12 protein-coding genes and 2 pseudogenes are annotated in these 15,080 nt (G+C 49.3%); 3 read left to right on the plus strand and 11 right to left on the minus strand.

What is annotated here, in order from left to right; all coding sequences use genetic code 11:
• A pseudogene (locus BUB94_RS16750) lies at positions 1 to 567 on the plus strand (hypothetical protein); the annotation flags it as partial.
• Between the two features lie 41 nt (positions 568 to 608).
• On the opposite strand, the gene BUB94_RS08360 reads toward BUB94_RS16750, so the two are convergent.
• The 4 genes from BUB94_RS08360 to BUB94_RS08375 form a co-directional block, all read right to left on the minus strand.
• Entirely contained in the window at positions 609 to 962 is a 354-nt protein-coding gene (locus tag BUB94_RS08360; RefSeq protein ID WP_073235919.1) for a hypothetical protein, read from the minus strand.
• A complete protein-coding gene (locus tag BUB94_RS08365; RefSeq protein WP_175549697.1) occupies positions 962 to 2,080 on the minus strand; it encodes a GGDEF domain-containing protein in 1,119 nt (372 codons plus the stop codon). The genes BUB94_RS08360 and BUB94_RS08365 overlap by 1 nt, the downstream gene beginning before the upstream one ends.
• A gap of 85 nt (positions 2,081 to 2,165) precedes the next feature.
• Positions 2,166 to 2,567 carry a hypothetical protein gene (locus tag BUB94_RS08370; protein ID WP_073235924.1) on the minus strand — a complete coding sequence of 134 codons (402 nt, stop codon included), beginning with the start codon at positions 2,565 to 2,567 and terminating at the stop codon, positions 2,166 to 2,168.
• A gap of 113 nt (positions 2,568 to 2,680) precedes the next feature.
• Positions 2,681 to 3,103 (minus strand): hypothetical protein, encoded by a 423-nt coding sequence (locus tag BUB94_RS08375; RefSeq protein WP_139258380.1) that lies wholly within the window; start codon positions 3,101 to 3,103, stop codon positions 2,681 to 2,683.
• 160 nt (positions 3,104 to 3,263) lie between these two features.
• Here BUB94_RS08375 and BUB94_RS17490 point away from each other — a divergent pair.
• Positions 3,264 to 3,992 (plus strand): annotated as a pseudogene (locus tag BUB94_RS17490) (Gfo/Idh/MocA family protein); the annotation flags it as partial.
• 300 nt (positions 3,993 to 4,292) lie between these two features.
• Positions 4,293 to 5,210: a TolB family protein gene (locus BUB94_RS17495; protein WP_371328337.1), complete on the plus strand. Its 918-nt coding sequence runs from the start codon at positions 4,293 to 4,295 to the stop codon at positions 5,208 to 5,210.
• Positions 5,211 to 5,293: 83 nt separating this feature from the next.
• On the opposite strand, the gene BUB94_RS08385 is transcribed toward BUB94_RS17495, so the two are convergent.
• From BUB94_RS08385 to BUB94_RS08420, 7 genes are all read right to left on the minus strand, one after another.
• Positions 5,294 to 6,580 carry a hypothetical protein gene (locus BUB94_RS08385; protein WP_139259216.1) on the minus strand — a complete coding sequence of 429 codons (1,287 nt, stop codon included), beginning with the start codon at positions 6,578 to 6,580 and terminating at the stop codon, positions 5,294 to 5,296.
• Between the two features lie 2 nt (positions 6,581 to 6,582).
• The gene (locus tag BUB94_RS08390; protein ID WP_073235932.1) at positions 6,583 to 8,487 is read right to left on the minus strand and encodes a hypothetical protein; all 1,905 of its coding nucleotides are present in this window, start codon (positions 8,485 to 8,487) and stop codon (positions 6,583 to 6,585) included.
• A gap of 129 nt (positions 8,488 to 8,616) precedes the next feature.
• On the minus strand, positions 8,617 to 10,434 hold the full coding sequence (locus BUB94_RS08395) for a S8 family serine peptidase (protein ID WP_073235935.1): 1,818 nt from the start codon (positions 10,432 to 10,434) through the stop codon (positions 8,617 to 8,619).
• Positions 10,435 to 10,919: 485 nt separating this feature from the next.
• The gene (locus BUB94_RS08405; protein WP_139260171.1) at positions 10,920 to 11,486 is read right to left on the minus strand and encodes a hypothetical protein; all 567 of its coding nucleotides are present in this window, start codon (positions 11,484 to 11,486) and stop codon (positions 10,920 to 10,922) included.
• 104 nt (positions 11,487 to 11,590) lie between these two features.
• Positions 11,591 to 13,234 carry a glycosyl hydrolase family 8 gene (locus tag BUB94_RS08410; RefSeq protein ID WP_073235941.1) on the minus strand — a complete coding sequence of 548 codons (1,644 nt, stop codon included), beginning with the start codon at positions 13,232 to 13,234 and terminating at the stop codon, positions 11,591 to 11,593.
• Positions 13,235 to 13,322: 88 nt separating this feature from the next.
• Positions 13,323 to 13,949 (minus strand): hypothetical protein, encoded by a 627-nt coding sequence (locus tag BUB94_RS08415; RefSeq protein WP_073235944.1) that lies wholly within the window; start codon positions 13,947 to 13,949, stop codon positions 13,323 to 13,325.
• A gap of 8 nt (positions 13,950 to 13,957) precedes the next feature.
• Positions 13,958 to 15,052, minus strand: coding sequence for a hypothetical protein (locus BUB94_RS08420; RefSeq protein ID WP_139260172.1), 1,095 nt, complete (start codon positions 15,050 to 15,052; stop codon positions 13,958 to 13,960).
• Positions 15,053 to 15,080 lie beyond the last annotated feature (28 nt).

Raw genomic sequence — 15,080 nt, forward strand, 5'->3', positions numbered from 1 at the left:
TGCATTTTCCCGCATACCTCCTGGCTCCTGAATTTGGATATTTCCGCACAGGAAAATCGCATGTTCAAATTCGACACCATGCACTGGTGCATTATTCAGCTGAATTACTTGGAGCAGGCAATCCGCGAGGATGCGGGACACGGTAACAAGTACTTGCAAAACCTTCTGGATTTGTGTAAATTTATCGCGGAACCCACCCGGGTTGAACCTTTTGAAGACGTGTACGAGGATCTTATGGCATTCAGTGCAGAGCAAATCGAAGCCTACCGCCAGGAAATGGAAGAACGCCGTAGGCTGGATGCGATTTCTACCCGCAAGTACACCGAAGAGCTGATCAAACAGCAGGAAGAGGAAATCGCAGAGCAAAAGCAGGCCATCGAAGCCAACAGGCAAGAACTTGCTGCGAACAAACAGGAGCTTGCCGCGAATAAACAGGAACTTGCTGCGAACAAACAGGAGCTTGCAGCGAATAAGCAAGAGCTAGAAGCAGTGAAAGCCCAAGCCGACAAAAACGCCAAGGAACGAGACGCATACGCCGAGATTCTCAGGCAGCACGGCTTGCTATAATTTCAAATAAAAAAAGGCTGCGCTAAATTTCAGATTTAGCTTTACTTCAGCAGAATCTTCAGGAGAGATTCTGCCGTTTCATTTTCAACGAAACGGACGCCTGTCACGGGCCTATATTTAAAGGCCATGTACTTTGCAAGTTGCAGGGCAGCGAACTTGCGGTCCCGAGAATAGCAGACGGAAAGTTCATACGTTCCATCTTCTGCAGATGACAGGCAATCCATCTTTGAAGCCATTTCACAGATGGTCTCGTCAGGCAGTTCCAGCAGTTCCTTGATCTTATCGCCATCTTCGGAATTCAATTTCAGCTCGACGCCATCAACATCTGATTTCGTCGTATTGGAGAAAATCGATTCCTTAAGGCCTAGTAAGGTTTTGTTGTTTGAAATTTGCATTAGCGAGACTTCTTGATTCTATAAAGTTTTTTGTCGGCACGATCAAATAGATCGGGAATGGTCTCGCCAGATTCCTTGACCGCATCATAGCCGATGCTTACGGACAGGGGACAAACAAAGTTAGCGGACTCCGCCGTCAGCGCATCCTTGATTTCCTGCACAAGGCCATCGCACTCCTGCTCGCCATTGTACTTGGCCACCACCACAAACTCGTCGCCGCCAAAACGGGAAATAAAATGCCCCTTCGGACCACAGACTTTCTTGAGGACATTGGAAACAATGAGCAAGGCCTCGTCACCCTTCATGTGGCCAAAGTCATCGTTGATATGCTTGAACTTGTCCATGTCCAGCACGAACAAGTAAGCCTTGCCTTCGACAGGCGGATTCTGGATAAGACGATCCAGATAAATGTTAAACTGGTTCCTGTTATTCAGCTTGGTCAAGGGATCCGCAGAAACCTGCCCACGCTGATCCGACAGATGGTTGGTCAACAAGGTCAGCGCCATGCCCATGGCAGAACTGGGAAGATCCGGAAAGAACACTTCCAACGTCATGCCCACAATGGTAAAAAAGCCGAAGGACGACAGGGAAAGATACATGGAGCGGTCTACATAGAAGCGCTTATTGAATGCCCTGCTCAAGCAGCCAAACATGGGAACAAGCAGGTAAACGCCAAGAATAGCCACGTAAGGCAAGTACAAGGGACCGCGCATATAGCCATCGGCCGCATCCACATAAAAGACCCAGCCATTCCAAATAGAGAGAACGCTAGCCACCGCGAAGAACGCCACCGGCAAGGAAATCAAAATACGAATCCAGGTGCTAAGACTTGGCTTAATGAACACGCGTCTCACCATGTAGACAAGCCACATCCAGGGCAGCAAGGCCGTCACCGCAAAATAAAGTCCATTGAAAGCCCGGGTCAGAAAAATTCCATCAGCACCAAAGAAGCCTGGATAGGTTCCGATATAGAGAAGGCAGGAAGTGATGGCCACCAGCACGCTACGTACAAACAGAGCCCGGACGCCGCTATGGCGGATAGGCACATAGGCACTTTGCAGCACCAGCAGCAAAATGAAAATACAGAAAAATAAGACTCTTACAGATTGAGGGGTCATTGACATTAATATAAATACAAACCGAAAGGGGCGGCCAATCTTTTTCAGCCGCCCCACACTCTAGGCCGCTTTAAACCGCAGCGATCTACTTTACAAAGGGCCGCAGGAGGATTTCAGCCTCGTCGCCTTCCGCAAAACGGATGTCGCATGTGGGAACGTAATCGAAACTCACATACCGGCAAAGTTGCATGGCGGCAAACTTGCGATCCTGGGAGTAGCACATCGAAAGACAGAACATCCCGTTGTCGGCGGGAACGGGCCGCCCCACCTTGCCAAGGACTGCCTCCAGGGACTCCCAAGGCGTTTCCAGGAGCATGGCCACCTTCTTGCCGTTGGTAAAATCGTATTCCATATACGAGCCCCTCACGATGGAGTTGGTCAGGGTGTAAATGACGTTTTTCTTTAGGCCGAAGAAAGCCTTCTTGACCTGGATATGAGAATTCTTGAACAGGCCACAAGCCAGTTCCATGTTGTTTATAAATTCCATTTTCTTTCTCTTTTTTGAGTGGATAAAAGGGGGTTCGCTCGCTCGGGAAGGCAAGCGCGAAAACCGCGGTTAGTGACCGCGATGAACGTCTAATTTTTTTTGAGAAAGAAAGATTAACAGAGCATACGTTCTAAGGTGTACACAAAGTAATCCTTAGAAACGTTAGAGGTTCGGGTAGGAGGAATCCCCTGCTGCAAATGGATTGCATCCGACGTAACTGCACCATGCAGCAAATCGCTCCAGGGGCCTGCAATCTTGAGCAGGGCTCGTCTGCCAAGGCCACCCTGAAGTTTGCGGGAGCTTAGCCTCTTGAGAAGTTCGCCCCTGATCGAAGTGCGGGGAAGCAATCCTCGAGTGTCATCCTGTGCGTCAAGGATTGCAGCGGCTCCGTCTTGATGGACCATACCGGTTTGCAGTACTTCCTGAGACGTCCCCACATCTTTATCTGAAACATAGGCACCGACATTAACGCTCAGGAACAACGCAAAAATCGCGTTTACCAAAAGCATCAAGATATTTTGCCTAAGCCAGTTCATAACGAATAAACTACAAAAAAATCGGGCCGGTCAGTTGTAATTTTTTAGAAAAAAGGCGATTTTTTTTGTCTACAGCCCTTTTTACAGAAGTAAACAGTTTTTGCTACCGCCACCCACCCGACCGCCCCCGGGCCGAAGTATATTTCTGTACATGGAAAACATGAAATTTGGGATTCTTGGGTGCGGCTATATCGCCGATTTGATGGCAAAGGCCGTAAAGACTTTAGAAAACAAGGGCATGGGCGTAGAACTTTACGCCGTAGCCGCCAGGGACAAGGAAAAGGCCCAGGCCTTCGCCTCCCAGCACGGAGCCCACAAATTTTATGGAAGCTATCAGGAACTGGTCAATGACAAGGATGTGGATTTGGTCTACATCGCCACGCCCCACTCCCACCATTATGAACAGGCCAAGCTGTGCATCAACGCCGGCAAGAACCTGCTGATAGAAAAGGCATTCTGTGCCAACGCCAAGCAGGCCACCGAAATCATCGCCCTGGCACGCGACAAGGGCGTTTTCCTTTGCGAAGCCATGTGGACCCGATTCCTGCCAGCCGTGCAGACAGTGCGTCAGTGGATTGCCGCAGGACGCATCGGTGAAGTGCAAAGCGTCGAGGCCGATTTCTCGCAGCCCCTGACCCATGTGGAACGCCTGGTGAACCCCGCCCTTGCAGGCGGCGCATTGCTGGACCTGGGTATTTACAGCCTGACCTTCGCCGACCTGTTCCTGGGCGGACCCATCGCTAATCTGGATGCCCGCTGTATCAAGACAGACACCGGTGTGGATGCCACCGACTGGATCAACATTACCTACAGAAGCGGCAAGAAGGCCTACCTGAAAACATCCATTACGGAACCGTGGCATAACGAAGGAACCATCTACGGAACCCAGGGCCGTATCCGCGTGGTGAACCTGAACAACATGGAAGAGTTGCAGGTTTATGACGCCACCGGTGCCTTGGTAGAAAGCGTGAAACCGGAATGCCTCTGCAATTGCTATGAATATGAAGTCCTCGCATGCAGCCAGATCCTTCGACGCGCTTCGCTTGCTCAGGATGACACAAACGCAGGTTTGCTTGTTCAGGACATCGAAGCGGGAGAATGCGCGAAAATGCCCCTGAACAAGACCATGGAAATGATGGAGCTGATGGATTCCCTGCGGGAACGATTCGGTGTCAGCTACCCCTTTGAAATTTCGCCGGGCGACACCTGGAACCGCAATGGCGACAAGTCCATACTGCAGGTATTCGACATTGAAACCAGCCGCATCACCTCGCTGAAAAGATTCGACTTCGTCATCGAGGCCCCCAACTGGAGTGCCGACGGAACTTACCTGACTTACAACAGCAACGGACGAATCTACAAGATGGACTTGATCCGCGATAGCGACGGCAACCTCGCCGCCGGCAAAATCGAAGAAGTTCCCAGCTACTACGTAAACAACTGCAACAACGATCATGTGCTGGATCCCGATGGTAGCGGCCTCTATGTCAGCCACCACACCAAGGAAGACGGACTTTCCCGTATCTACAAGATTTTCTTTGACGGACGTATGCCGCAGTTGGTGACTCCCCTGGCCCCCAGCTACCTCCACGGCATCACCCCCGACGGAAAGCACCTGGCCTACTGTGCCGAACGAAACGGCGAATACGACATTTACACCATTCCTGCCGAAGGCGGAAACGAAACCCAGCTCACAACCGCCCGAGGCCTTAACGACGGTCCCGAATACGATTGCAAGGGCGAATACATCTACTTCAATTCCGTGCGCACTGGCCGCATGCAAGCCTGGCGTATGAAGGTGGATGGCTCGGAACAGGAACAGCTAACTTTCGATGAACATCGGAATACATGGTTCCCCCACATCTCGCCAGATCTGCAGAAGATCGTCATGGTGGCCTACCACGAGACTGATGTTCGCCCCGGCGAACACGTGCCTAACAAGATGGTGGAACTGCGACTGATGAGCGCCAACAAATCCGAGAACGGAACCCTAGACACTCCCAAGACTATCCTGAAACTCTTTGGCGGGCAGGGAACCATCAACGTGAATTCCTGGGCTCCCGACAGCAAGCACTTCGCTTTCGTCGTTTACGAAAAAGGCCGCTAATTTTCTGGCTAGTGGTGACAATTCACCATTCAATTTCAGACTGATGGTTGGCGAAGTTCTGCATTCAGAAACCGCTACGGCAATCAGATAGAGAATGTAAGGGACGCCGTCACGAACATTCCGTTTCCGAAGCGGGCAATGGCTCGGCTGTCATCAGAGATAATGGACGGTCCGCCGGAAGTTCCTCCTGCGGAAGGATCTGAAATTTCTCCGCCTTCTACTGAGTTCATGCCATCTGCGGTCTTCTGCACGTCAATGTAGAGGGGCACAATCTGACGAGCGTGTAGCGAAAGAGCCAGACGCCACCATTTAAGATTCAGGCCCAATCCGACAAAAGTTCCAAAACAGCTGGCCTCGCGACCGAACGCCGTTTCTTTGGAGGCTGTAGCAAAAAGTACCGTCGTCTCTTCAACTTGCTTGCCATCGATAGAACCGTCGGCGTAAAAGAAATCCGCCGAAACGACAGGCTCCAGCGTAAGGCTGCGGGTACCTCCTGCGGAACCGAGCCCGAAAGGTTTGCGGTAAGCGGCACCCACCATGACGGCAGAGATTTCCATGTCAGCGGTTTCTCTGAAATTCTTCTGCAAGAAGCTGAACGAAAGCACCTGCAGTACGGAATTGGGCAGGGCGCGGTTAGGGGCCAGAGATTCGTAGAAGCGGCTGCCCGAGTTGGTCAGATGTAATTCCATGCGGGCGGCAGCGGCGGAAACATTTACGGGGCCTATGTCAATCCCGAAATCAATCAGATGGAATGAACCCGAGAATGGCAAATAAAGGAACCTTTTGCGATTACCGTCCTGGGAGCGAATTCCCTGCATGAACAAATCTGCGGTGACGTAAGTGTAGTTCAACTCCGCACCGAGCCGATCGAGGCCGAACCCAGCGCCCAGAATCCAGACGCCAAGGGAATCCCTGATGTAGTATTCTTCGTCGCGGTTCACCGGACTGCTGCTGACGTTCCCCAGGGAACCTCTCAGACGATATCCGCCGAATTCGACTTCGGCCCATGCGTCCTTCTGCAACAGGGACGATTCCCAGCCCGCATCAATTACAGGCAGTCCCGTCCCCTCTTCCGGGGTCCAGACCATACGGCCCACCCCAAGGGAAATCCCCTTGAAACTGGCACCCAGCAGCACATGGTCGAACTCGCTCTGGAACCCGGCCATAAAGTTTGCGGTATTCCACCCGACATCCAAATCCCAACCTTCTATCCACTGAAATTCCAGCTGAAGATAGTCAATGCCGCCAAAAAAGGTATGGGATCCAACATGTACCGAATCCCGGTTAGACAAAAAAAGCCCGCTGCAGGCAATTTCTGCACTGCAGGCGAGGCTTACGGCCATTAGGCAAATGGCGAGAATCTTACTCACGATTAATAGTCGTAATCGTAGTCGTAACCGTAGGATTCATCATAGCCGCTCTGATAATAGTCATAGTAGTAATCATCATCGTCGTAATCATCGTCTTCCATGAATGCTCCGACCCAGTCCCACAATTCATCCGTGGTCATCTTGGGGAACACACCGCCAAAAGTTACATCGGGGAAGATGATTACCTGTTTCAGTTCTTCTACGGAGTCGAAATTGTCCAGTTCAATCACAGAAGCAGTCTTGTTTCCCTTGGCATCGGTAAAGTAGAACATATTGGGCCGCGTACTTCCACGAGTCTTCAAGAACTTGACCACGCCGTCTTCCACCTTGCAGAATTCCGGACTGATGGTATATGCGTACTTTTTCAGGATCAGGCTGTCCTTCATCTCGTAGTAAGAGGGCACGTAGTAATCCATCAGGCTGAGGGTTACGTCGCAGCCGTTTGCCACCACATCATAGGCGGCATCAGCATAGGTGTAAGACCCTAAATAGCCATAGACCATAACCATAAGGCCATCGGCAGCTTCATCGTCAAAGTAATATTTCTTGTCCACAATATAAGCGGAACGACTATCGATCGGGCCAGAAGTAGAGGCAACATTGTTTTCAGCCATAAATTCCAATTCAGAGGCACCAAAGGAATTTCCATCCAAGCCTTCTTCCCAGAAGCTGCCAGGAAGATCCTTATACCAGTCAGCCGGATCCACAATCTTGTAGTAAGGCAGATACTTCTTGAAGTTGGTAATCTTGAAGAACTTGCCCAGGTTCACGACAATGCTGCGTTCGCCCAGTTTGAATTCCATGTCGCCATGGAGAGCATTCTTGAAGAAGTTCAAGGAATCAATAACCATCTGCAAGTCAGACACGCTGACATCGGCATCTTCGTCATTGCCCACCACATAGACATCATTCATCTGGGTGGCAAGACCGTTGGCGGCTTCGTTAATGCCATACTGCAAGCCAAGCTGCACATAGGTAATGGCGCTATCCAGCATATTGGGGATCGCTCCATAAGCTTCGGCCCAGTTATCCTTGATGGTTCCAAAGCTGTTGTCTGCATCCATAAGGCTCAGCAACTTCTTGACACCGGGATTGGTCTTGTAGTTGGAGATGTCCATGGAATCCAGGGTCTCAATCCAACGGAAGGATCCGTTTTCGGTAATGTCCACATTGACACTGGCCACGCCAACCAACAAGGCTCGCATCAAGTAGAGGGCGCCGAGGGCCGGGGCGAATTCACCATTGTCAAGTTCCACGGGGCGGCTGCCACCGTTATACTGAATCGTCACGTTACCATTGCGAACCACGTTGGTCAGGTAGGTAATGGCGGTATCCGTTACAGGCAGCAGGTTTTCGCCGATGGCATCCTGCACGCGCACGATTACGGACTTGCCAGAGGCTTCCTTAGCCAGGGCGCGGGAACCCACCACCACCTGAGCAGTCTGTTCACTAGAAATCTTGTAGAGGCTATAATTGTCGCCAGTCTCGATGGTACCATTGCCCCTCAAGGTATCGATCAAGGCCTTCAAGCCATCGTTATTGACAATGTTGGCGATAGAGGCAAGGGCGTAACCCACCTGGGCTTCACAGTTTGCAGGATTGCCTGCAAGAATGTTGCCGTAGGAACTCTTGACAGAGGCACCCTTCTGCTGGGCCCCCTGCAAATCACCATCGCTCAGAGCCTTGAAATATTCAACCAGGCCTTCCTTGTTTTGTTCCAGTGCATAGACCGAACCCGCATCAATGTCAGAGTTACAGCTAGCAACATCAAAGCTCTGCACGTCGCTAGAGCCAGCGGCAACTGCGTCGGAACTGGAATCGGAATCAGAGCATCCTGTAAAAACACCAGCCAAACCAAACATGGCAAGGCCGCATGCAGCAATCGCTGCAGACTTCACAAACTTCATGGGAAATCCTCCTATTTAACGACTACCCAAAAGATATCGAACAGGAATATAGCACATTTGTAAGCAAAAAAAATCGTTCAACCCGAAAGTCGAACGATTTTTCTTTTTTAGCTAAGGAGTAAAGCCAAATTACCAGGATTCATGGAGGTTATAACCGAGAAGCACGCGGCCACCGTCGTTGCGGTAACGCTTAATGACGATCTGGATGTCATCGGAAGACTTAGCCTCGAAGTCAACCATTTCATAGCCATTCATGCTAGATTCGCTTTTATATTCCACACGATTACCCATTTCATCCTTGGTAATGACCTTGAGGTCAATATCCTGATGAACAGTGTTCCTGCTGATCATGTTATCACCGCGCATGAGCCAGGCGATAGCAATACGATAACGTCTGCCCTTAGTGATACCAGATTCGGTAAATTCGATAGTGTTGGAGTTGCTGAAGTGGCTGGAGTTCTTACCCATCCAGTAACGGGAACGGTTGTTGGTAATCATTTCATCGAACTGGGGGAGACCCATGCCAATGTCACCGGCATCGTTGGAAACACGACAATCCTTTTCGTAGGCATACTTAATTATATTAGCGTCGGAAGCGTCAGTGGCAGTAGTCAGCAACAGAGCCTTAACCACTTCCGGATGCCACCTATAGAAGGAATTCAAGGAAATCAAGTCAGAAACCAGGCCTGCGGTATAAGCAGCAGCAACTTCAGATCCATAAGCAGTCGGAACATACGGATCACCAACGCTAAGATTAGTATTGCCCGAATAAATATCATAGGTCTTGTCTTGATCTATGTACAAATATCCGTAACCAGAAATTTCAGGCTTGATAAAATTGGTACCCGAAGCAGAGAACGTCGGATTGGAAATCGATGGGTAAAACACCTTTTTTTGCATAGGTTTGATTGCACCAACCGTAATCGCATTCAAGGCGGCAGCATTATTATTTGCCATTTCCATCGGAGCAACGCCTACCACACGGTTGTAGTAGATGTAGTCATCCAGAATAGCGGACTCTTCACCATAGATATTAAGATTTCCAGTGTTATTCTTATAAGCAGATGCATTCATAAGACCAACAGCAAGATTCTTGTTTTCTGGATTTTCGGGAAGAACTGCAAATCTCTTCTGATCTTCGTAGCAACCTTCATCATAAACGTAGACAAGTGCTTCGGGAGCGACATGAGAAACCGTTCCGGCACGACGAGTGGTCCTAATCCTAGTTTCAGCATCGTGAGAAGAGGATTTAGAGCAAGTATAACCATTCATCTTATTCTGAAGACCGCTATAAGTATTGCCCTTGTCAAAAGCAAAAACATTTGCATTATAACCATAGGCGGCATTATTGTGAGCGTATAGTCCGACACCGGTATTTGCGTGAGCATGTTCAATATTAAGGTAATAACCATAATGGTAACCATAATACTCGCTGCCGTACGGAGCAGTATTAGAGGCACGAACACTATAGGTCGGAGCAGGAGGATACAGGGTAAAGGAGCTAGGAATAGCAACCTTGGGAGCCACGTAATTACGATAGTAAGAACGGTAACGCTGTTCGATGGAATTTACGTCAGATTCGTAAGACTTCTTGCTCACGGCATTACCCTTATCGTACAGGTAATACTGTTCGCTATAACCCGGACGAGCAAGCATACCCTTAGAAACAAATGCGCCATAGACGGTTTCGATATTGTCGCTACCATCGTTGAACGGATTGTCCTTGTACACATCCTTCATGGAAGAGTATACTTTGCTTGTAGAAGTTGCTGCCAGGGGTTCGGCAGTCTTCTGAACGGTAGCGTTCTTGAGAAGGACGGGCTGCTTCTGATCTGCGCCAATGGCACGACCGAGAACATCTCGCTTAAGGGTGACTGTATTTTCTGCAGAAGCGTAGGCACTAGCGGCAACTACACCTACAGCCAGAACGGCAGTAAGTTTTTTCATCGTTTTCCTCTTTGTAACCCTACGCATTGTGAAAATGCGAACAAAATTTAGATAGAGATTCTTTTATTCAAAGGCCTACAAGAATAAAATATTGTCTCAGGAAAAATCGCATGATAAAAATCACGTAAAAACGCACATCACTCACGTTTTTTCAATTTTCGAACAAAAAAAATAAAATGCAAGACCAAGAAACTCAAGGACGTAATAAGCAACACTGAATAGTCACTAGTCAAGTTCAGACGAAAAGGAAGAATTCCAAAGAAAAACAACTTATAACGCAACAGAACCAAAACACCTTCGTACCCAAAACAGGCCATACCAAAATAGTAGATGAACAGCACAGGCATTTTAAAGTTAAACAGCACCTCGGCTCCTTTTCTCTGTTACATCTTCATAACAGTTATCGGATCTTGATGCTGACTTGTCAAATACTTTTATGCAAAAGTTCTATTCAGGTAACGAACGACAGACTTTAGAAGTCTCAATTACACGTCAAATACAGCAGCGGTCTCTGCCGCCTCGTTTTCGGCGCAGGCGAGCCAATAATCGAACTGTCCATCCACAAATTTCTGTAGAGGTTCTTCAGCAGATCTGGCAGCGTGTTCATATAACTTGTGGAACGTAAAATCCTGCTTTTTCGGAGTCTTGGACTTCAATTCCACACCCTTGGTAAAACTGAGCAACTTCTTGGTAGAAAGTTTGACCTGCACATAGGCATGCAATTTTTGAGAAAGCAAATTGCAGGTCCTGTACAAATCATCATCGGTATATTTTTCATCTCTGGGGAAGAACTTTACAGAAAATGCAGTAAGCAGGTGACTATAGTCCCTCTTTTCTAAAACAAGTCTGCCGCTCACATTTCCGCAGTCAAACAAAAAAGAAACGTACCTGTCAAAGCGTTCTTTTTTTACAAAAGGTTTGAGGAACGGAGCATCATCTTCAGTCAATGGCAGCGGGCGCAAAATGCCCCTGTCGTTCATAGGAACAATATTCTTCTCAATGTAATAAGGGTCCTCAACAGCCAGGATCCCGGTCTTTACCATATCACTCATAAGACACAAACCAGATGATCCAAATATAGAATGAAAAAAGCCTCCCCGTAAAAGGGAGGCCATGCAAATGTCGTACCGATGCGCGGGCGTCGGCGGATCTACACTTACTTGATTACCTTGAAGGTCTTGTTACCGACCATCACCAGGAAAGCACCCTTGTTGCTCATGGGGATTTCATGGGAAGCGGAGCTGACCTTGGACTTCATCATGACTCGGCCGTTCATGTCGGTCACGGAGAAGTTGGTGCCTGCGGCAACGTTTTCGATAACGATGGCGCTATTGGTAGACCATACGCGGGCGGCGTTCATAGCCTTGACAGAAGTAATCGCAATGGCAGCGTCGACGACAGGAGCGCTCTGCTTGCCGGTAATGGTGACTTCGTAAAGCTTGCAGCCTTCAAATGCGTTGATGGTGGTTTCCTTGTCATAGGTAACGCCATTGTATTCGGTACCTTCAACAGTCTTCTTTTCCACGGTGGGCTTGGGCTTCCAAATCTTGAAAGTGCCAGACAGGTGGAGCATGGAGAGGTAGTGAACCAGACCATCGTAGTAGCGGTACTGACCGGTCATCAAGCTTGCGTTCCAAGCCTTTTCCAGGTTGGTCTTGATAGCCTTTTCGTAAGACGGATTGTTGGCCAATGCCATGGCGGCAACAGCGTTGGCACCGGTTTCGCCCAGGGTGTAGGATTCAGAGGGATTGGAACCATCCCAGTTGAAACGGGCGTGCTGGTAACCGTCCTTTTCGAAGAAGTCGATAATGCGCTTTGCCATTTCTTCTTCGCGCTTTGCGTCGGAACCGAACAGGTAGTAGTCCATACCGAAGTTCATAGCGCAACGCATGGCGTCGTACATATACCTGGTAGCGTCGTTATTGAAGCTAACGGCGTGGGGAGTACCATCGAAGTTATTGTAGTCAGAGAACAAGCCGGAGGAGGTGTTGGAGGACTTGTAAAGGTGATCGCGGGTTGCCTTAGTAGCGGCAGTCCACTTGTCGGTATGAGTCTTGGACCAGCGAGCGAAAAGGTCTACGTAGGCCGGCAGGTCGTAAGACGGGTCGGACCAGGTATTGTTACCGTTAGTGGGCTGGAAGGTAATGATGTAGGAAGAGGTGTTGAACAGCTGATGGTTATAGTTGCTCCACATCTTGTCCAAGATGTACTGGGCGTCGTCCATGTACTGGCTATCGCCCCAGCGGTTTGCAGCGAAGAGCAAGGACATCATGAAGTACATTTCGCCATCGGGTGCGCAGTTGTCGTCGCCGCCCTGGCCGTTGTCGCCACGCTTCCATGCAAAGTAGCCGTCCCAGTCGCCAGACTTGTGCCACATGTGATTCTTGGCCCAGTTCCAGAGCTTGTCGAATTCTTCCTTGTGGTTGGTCTGAACGGCGATCATCATACCGTAGGACATGCCTTCGGAACGGACATCGTTATTGTTGATATCCTTGATGTAGGCTTCGTTGCCGTTATCGTAGTAGACCTTGGAGTTGTTGTCGCCCTTGAAGTAATGGTTCCAAAGCTGATCCATCTTTTCCTGGATTTCAGCATCGGTCTTGCCCAAGAAAGTCTTGAAGGGGCTGGTGTAGTCGCCGGTGTAGTATGCGCCAGAATAGTTGGTCTGGTCGCAGTCGGGACCGAAGTAGCCACCGTTTTCATCGAAGAAAGACGGAGCAGTGTAAATCGTTTCTGCTGCAAAGGCTGCAGAGGCACCCAGCAACAGGCCAAGAGAGAGAGAGGTCAATTTCTTTTTCATGCCCTTAATGATAACCCCAAAAAAAGGACGTGTTTAGGGTTTTAGCGAAAAAAGGATTGTAAAGTTTTACAACACCCCTAGACGAAAATCACCCCTCGAACAGGCGGCAGGCGCGACTCTCATCCGGCTTTTCGAATACAAAGGTTAGATGTACCGACCCGCAACTATTCCCAAAATCCTCAAGGTCGTTCATCCACATGGTCCTATAACCGGGGATCCTGATCTCGACCCAGGTGGAGTTGCACTCTTCTCCCGAGACTTCGGGAATCTTGATGACCTTGCCCCACTTTTTCTTTTCGATGTAATTCACGATGCTGACGTAATCCCTAGAAGATACTGCCGCAGACAGGTAGATTCCGTATACAAGGTGAAAAGTTCCCGACCAGGAGATCCCCCAGGGGACTTCTTCCACCACCTTGTGCAATACCTTGGTCATGGATTTTCCGTCGAAGCGGATGTAAAGCGAGCCTATGCGACCAAGGCCTCCAAGCCCCGAAACGATACTGCTCGAAGGCACCTCGGACACACCGTCGGTTTCCCAGTCCACGAAGGTGCCGGGCTCCGCCAAAAAGCGTTCGTCGTGTACGGTGCAGCGGCAACTTTTAGGGAGGGCGATTTCCTTGAGCAAGTCGGAGAATTCCACCCCGCGTACGGTTTCAGCCCCCTCCGCCCAGACCCATACGGCACAGAGCATCACAACACAGAACAACCTCATAATCACCCCTAAATCAATCCTTCTGCAAACTCATGGTAATCCACCTGATAATCCCCAGAGAAATCTGTATACAGGAAGGGATCGGCGCACACCTTCGTAAAGGCGTAATTCAGCAGTGCATTCTCTAGAAGTGTTGCTTTCGGTACAGAGGGAGCCAGATCCTCTTCAAGAAATTTCAACATCTGGGAAACCCGTTTGCGCAATGTTTCTAGACCTTCGTGCAAGTAATCCCGATCATTTAAATCAGGATTATTTTCTAAGGAAATTTCAACATAGCCATGGGTTGTGGCAAAGCGCATTTCGGATCCATAGCATTCTCCCGAATCAAAAGCTTTCTGGCACTGTGCTAGCGCTCCATCAAGGGACTTGACATACCTGCACATATCGCCCAATGTCTGGTCACTCTTTACCCGCTGTTTTACCTCATAGTAATTTTTGTTCTGTAGCCAACCCACAGTCTGGCGTCTTTTCAGGCCTTCAAAAACACCCCTTTGATCCGTGGTGGATTTGCCGTACTTAAAGTACTGTGCGTAATTGTAGAGTACCTCCATGGAACCAAAACACCTTCTACCATACATCAGAAAGAACTTGCGACGAAGTATCGCTTCATCGGTAGACTTAGTGATGATGTAATAACCGGATTTGGTACAAATACATTCAATCCCATCCGGATTTACAATCACCTCGTACAGCACCCGCGAAGACGATCCCGCCTCGAACAATTCATTGGAACTAATCTTAAGGCCGCGATCCAGTTCATCGGAGTTCAATCTGGAAACAGCCTGATTTAGCGAAACCGAGGAATCAAAAGTCACGGTCACCACGCGGCCGCTAAACACCCACTTTACGCTGGAAGAATCCACTTTCAGCGAAACCTTGATGTTCCCTGCCACAGTCTTGGGAATCGGCAAGGTACAACCCTCGCCAAAAATCGATTGCACCATCTGGGCCACAATTTCTTCGCGAGCCAGCGATTCAGGCAGTTCCACCATGAGTTTGTTGTCCACAACCAGCAAGGATTCCCCTTCTAGAAGACGACGGAAACGGAAGCCCTCAGGCGTCTTGGCCCGATTCATCCAGTAACGCACATTTCGAGTGGGCATGTTGAAACTGATCCGTCTCCTTTTAATT

This window comes from Fibrobacter sp. UWH9 (assembly GCF_900129715.1).
Classification (GTDB): domain Bacteria; phylum Fibrobacterota; class Fibrobacteria; order Fibrobacterales; family Fibrobacteraceae; genus Fibrobacter.

Excerpts from the sequence above, each read along its gene's own strand:
- BUB94_RS08375 (WP_139258380.1), bottom strand. The coding sequence starts at position 3,103 with ATGAACTGGCTTAGGCAAAATATCTTGATGCTTTTGGTAAACGCGATT.
- BUB94_RS08410 (WP_073235941.1), bottom strand. The coding sequence starts at position 13,234 with ATGAAAAAGAAATTGACCTCTCTCTCTCTTGGCCTGTTGCTGGGTGCC.
- BUB94_RS08370 (WP_073235924.1), bottom strand. The coding sequence starts at position 2,567 with ATGGAATTTATAAACAACATGGAACTGGCTTGTGGCCTGTTCAAGAAT.
- BUB94_RS08405 (WP_139260171.1), bottom strand. The coding sequence starts at position 11,486 with ATGAGTGATATGGTAAAGACCGGGATCCTGGCTGTTGAGGACCCTTAT.
- BUB94_RS08420 (WP_139260172.1), bottom strand. The coding sequence starts at position 15,052 with ATGCCCACTCGAAATGTGCGTTACTGGATGAATCGGGCCAAGACGCCT.
- BUB94_RS08390 (WP_073235932.1), bottom strand. The coding sequence starts at position 8,487 with ATGAAGTTTGTGAAGTCTGCAGCGATTGCTGCATGCGGCCTTGCCATG.
- BUB94_RS08395 (WP_073235935.1), bottom strand. The coding sequence starts at position 10,434 with ATGAAAAAACTTACTGCCGTTCTGGCTGTAGGTGTAGTTGCCGCTAGT.
- BUB94_RS08360 (WP_073235919.1), bottom strand. The coding sequence starts at position 962 with ATGCAAATTTCAAACAACAAAACCTTACTAGGCCTTAAGGAATCGATT.
- BUB94_RS08365 (WP_175549697.1), bottom strand. The coding sequence starts at position 2,080 with ATGACCCCTCAATCTGTAAGAGTCTTATTTTTCTGTATTTTCATTTTG.
- BUB94_RS08415 (WP_073235944.1), bottom strand. The coding sequence starts at position 13,949 with ATGAGGTTGTTCTGTGTTGTGATGCTCTGTGCCGTATGGGTCTGGGCG.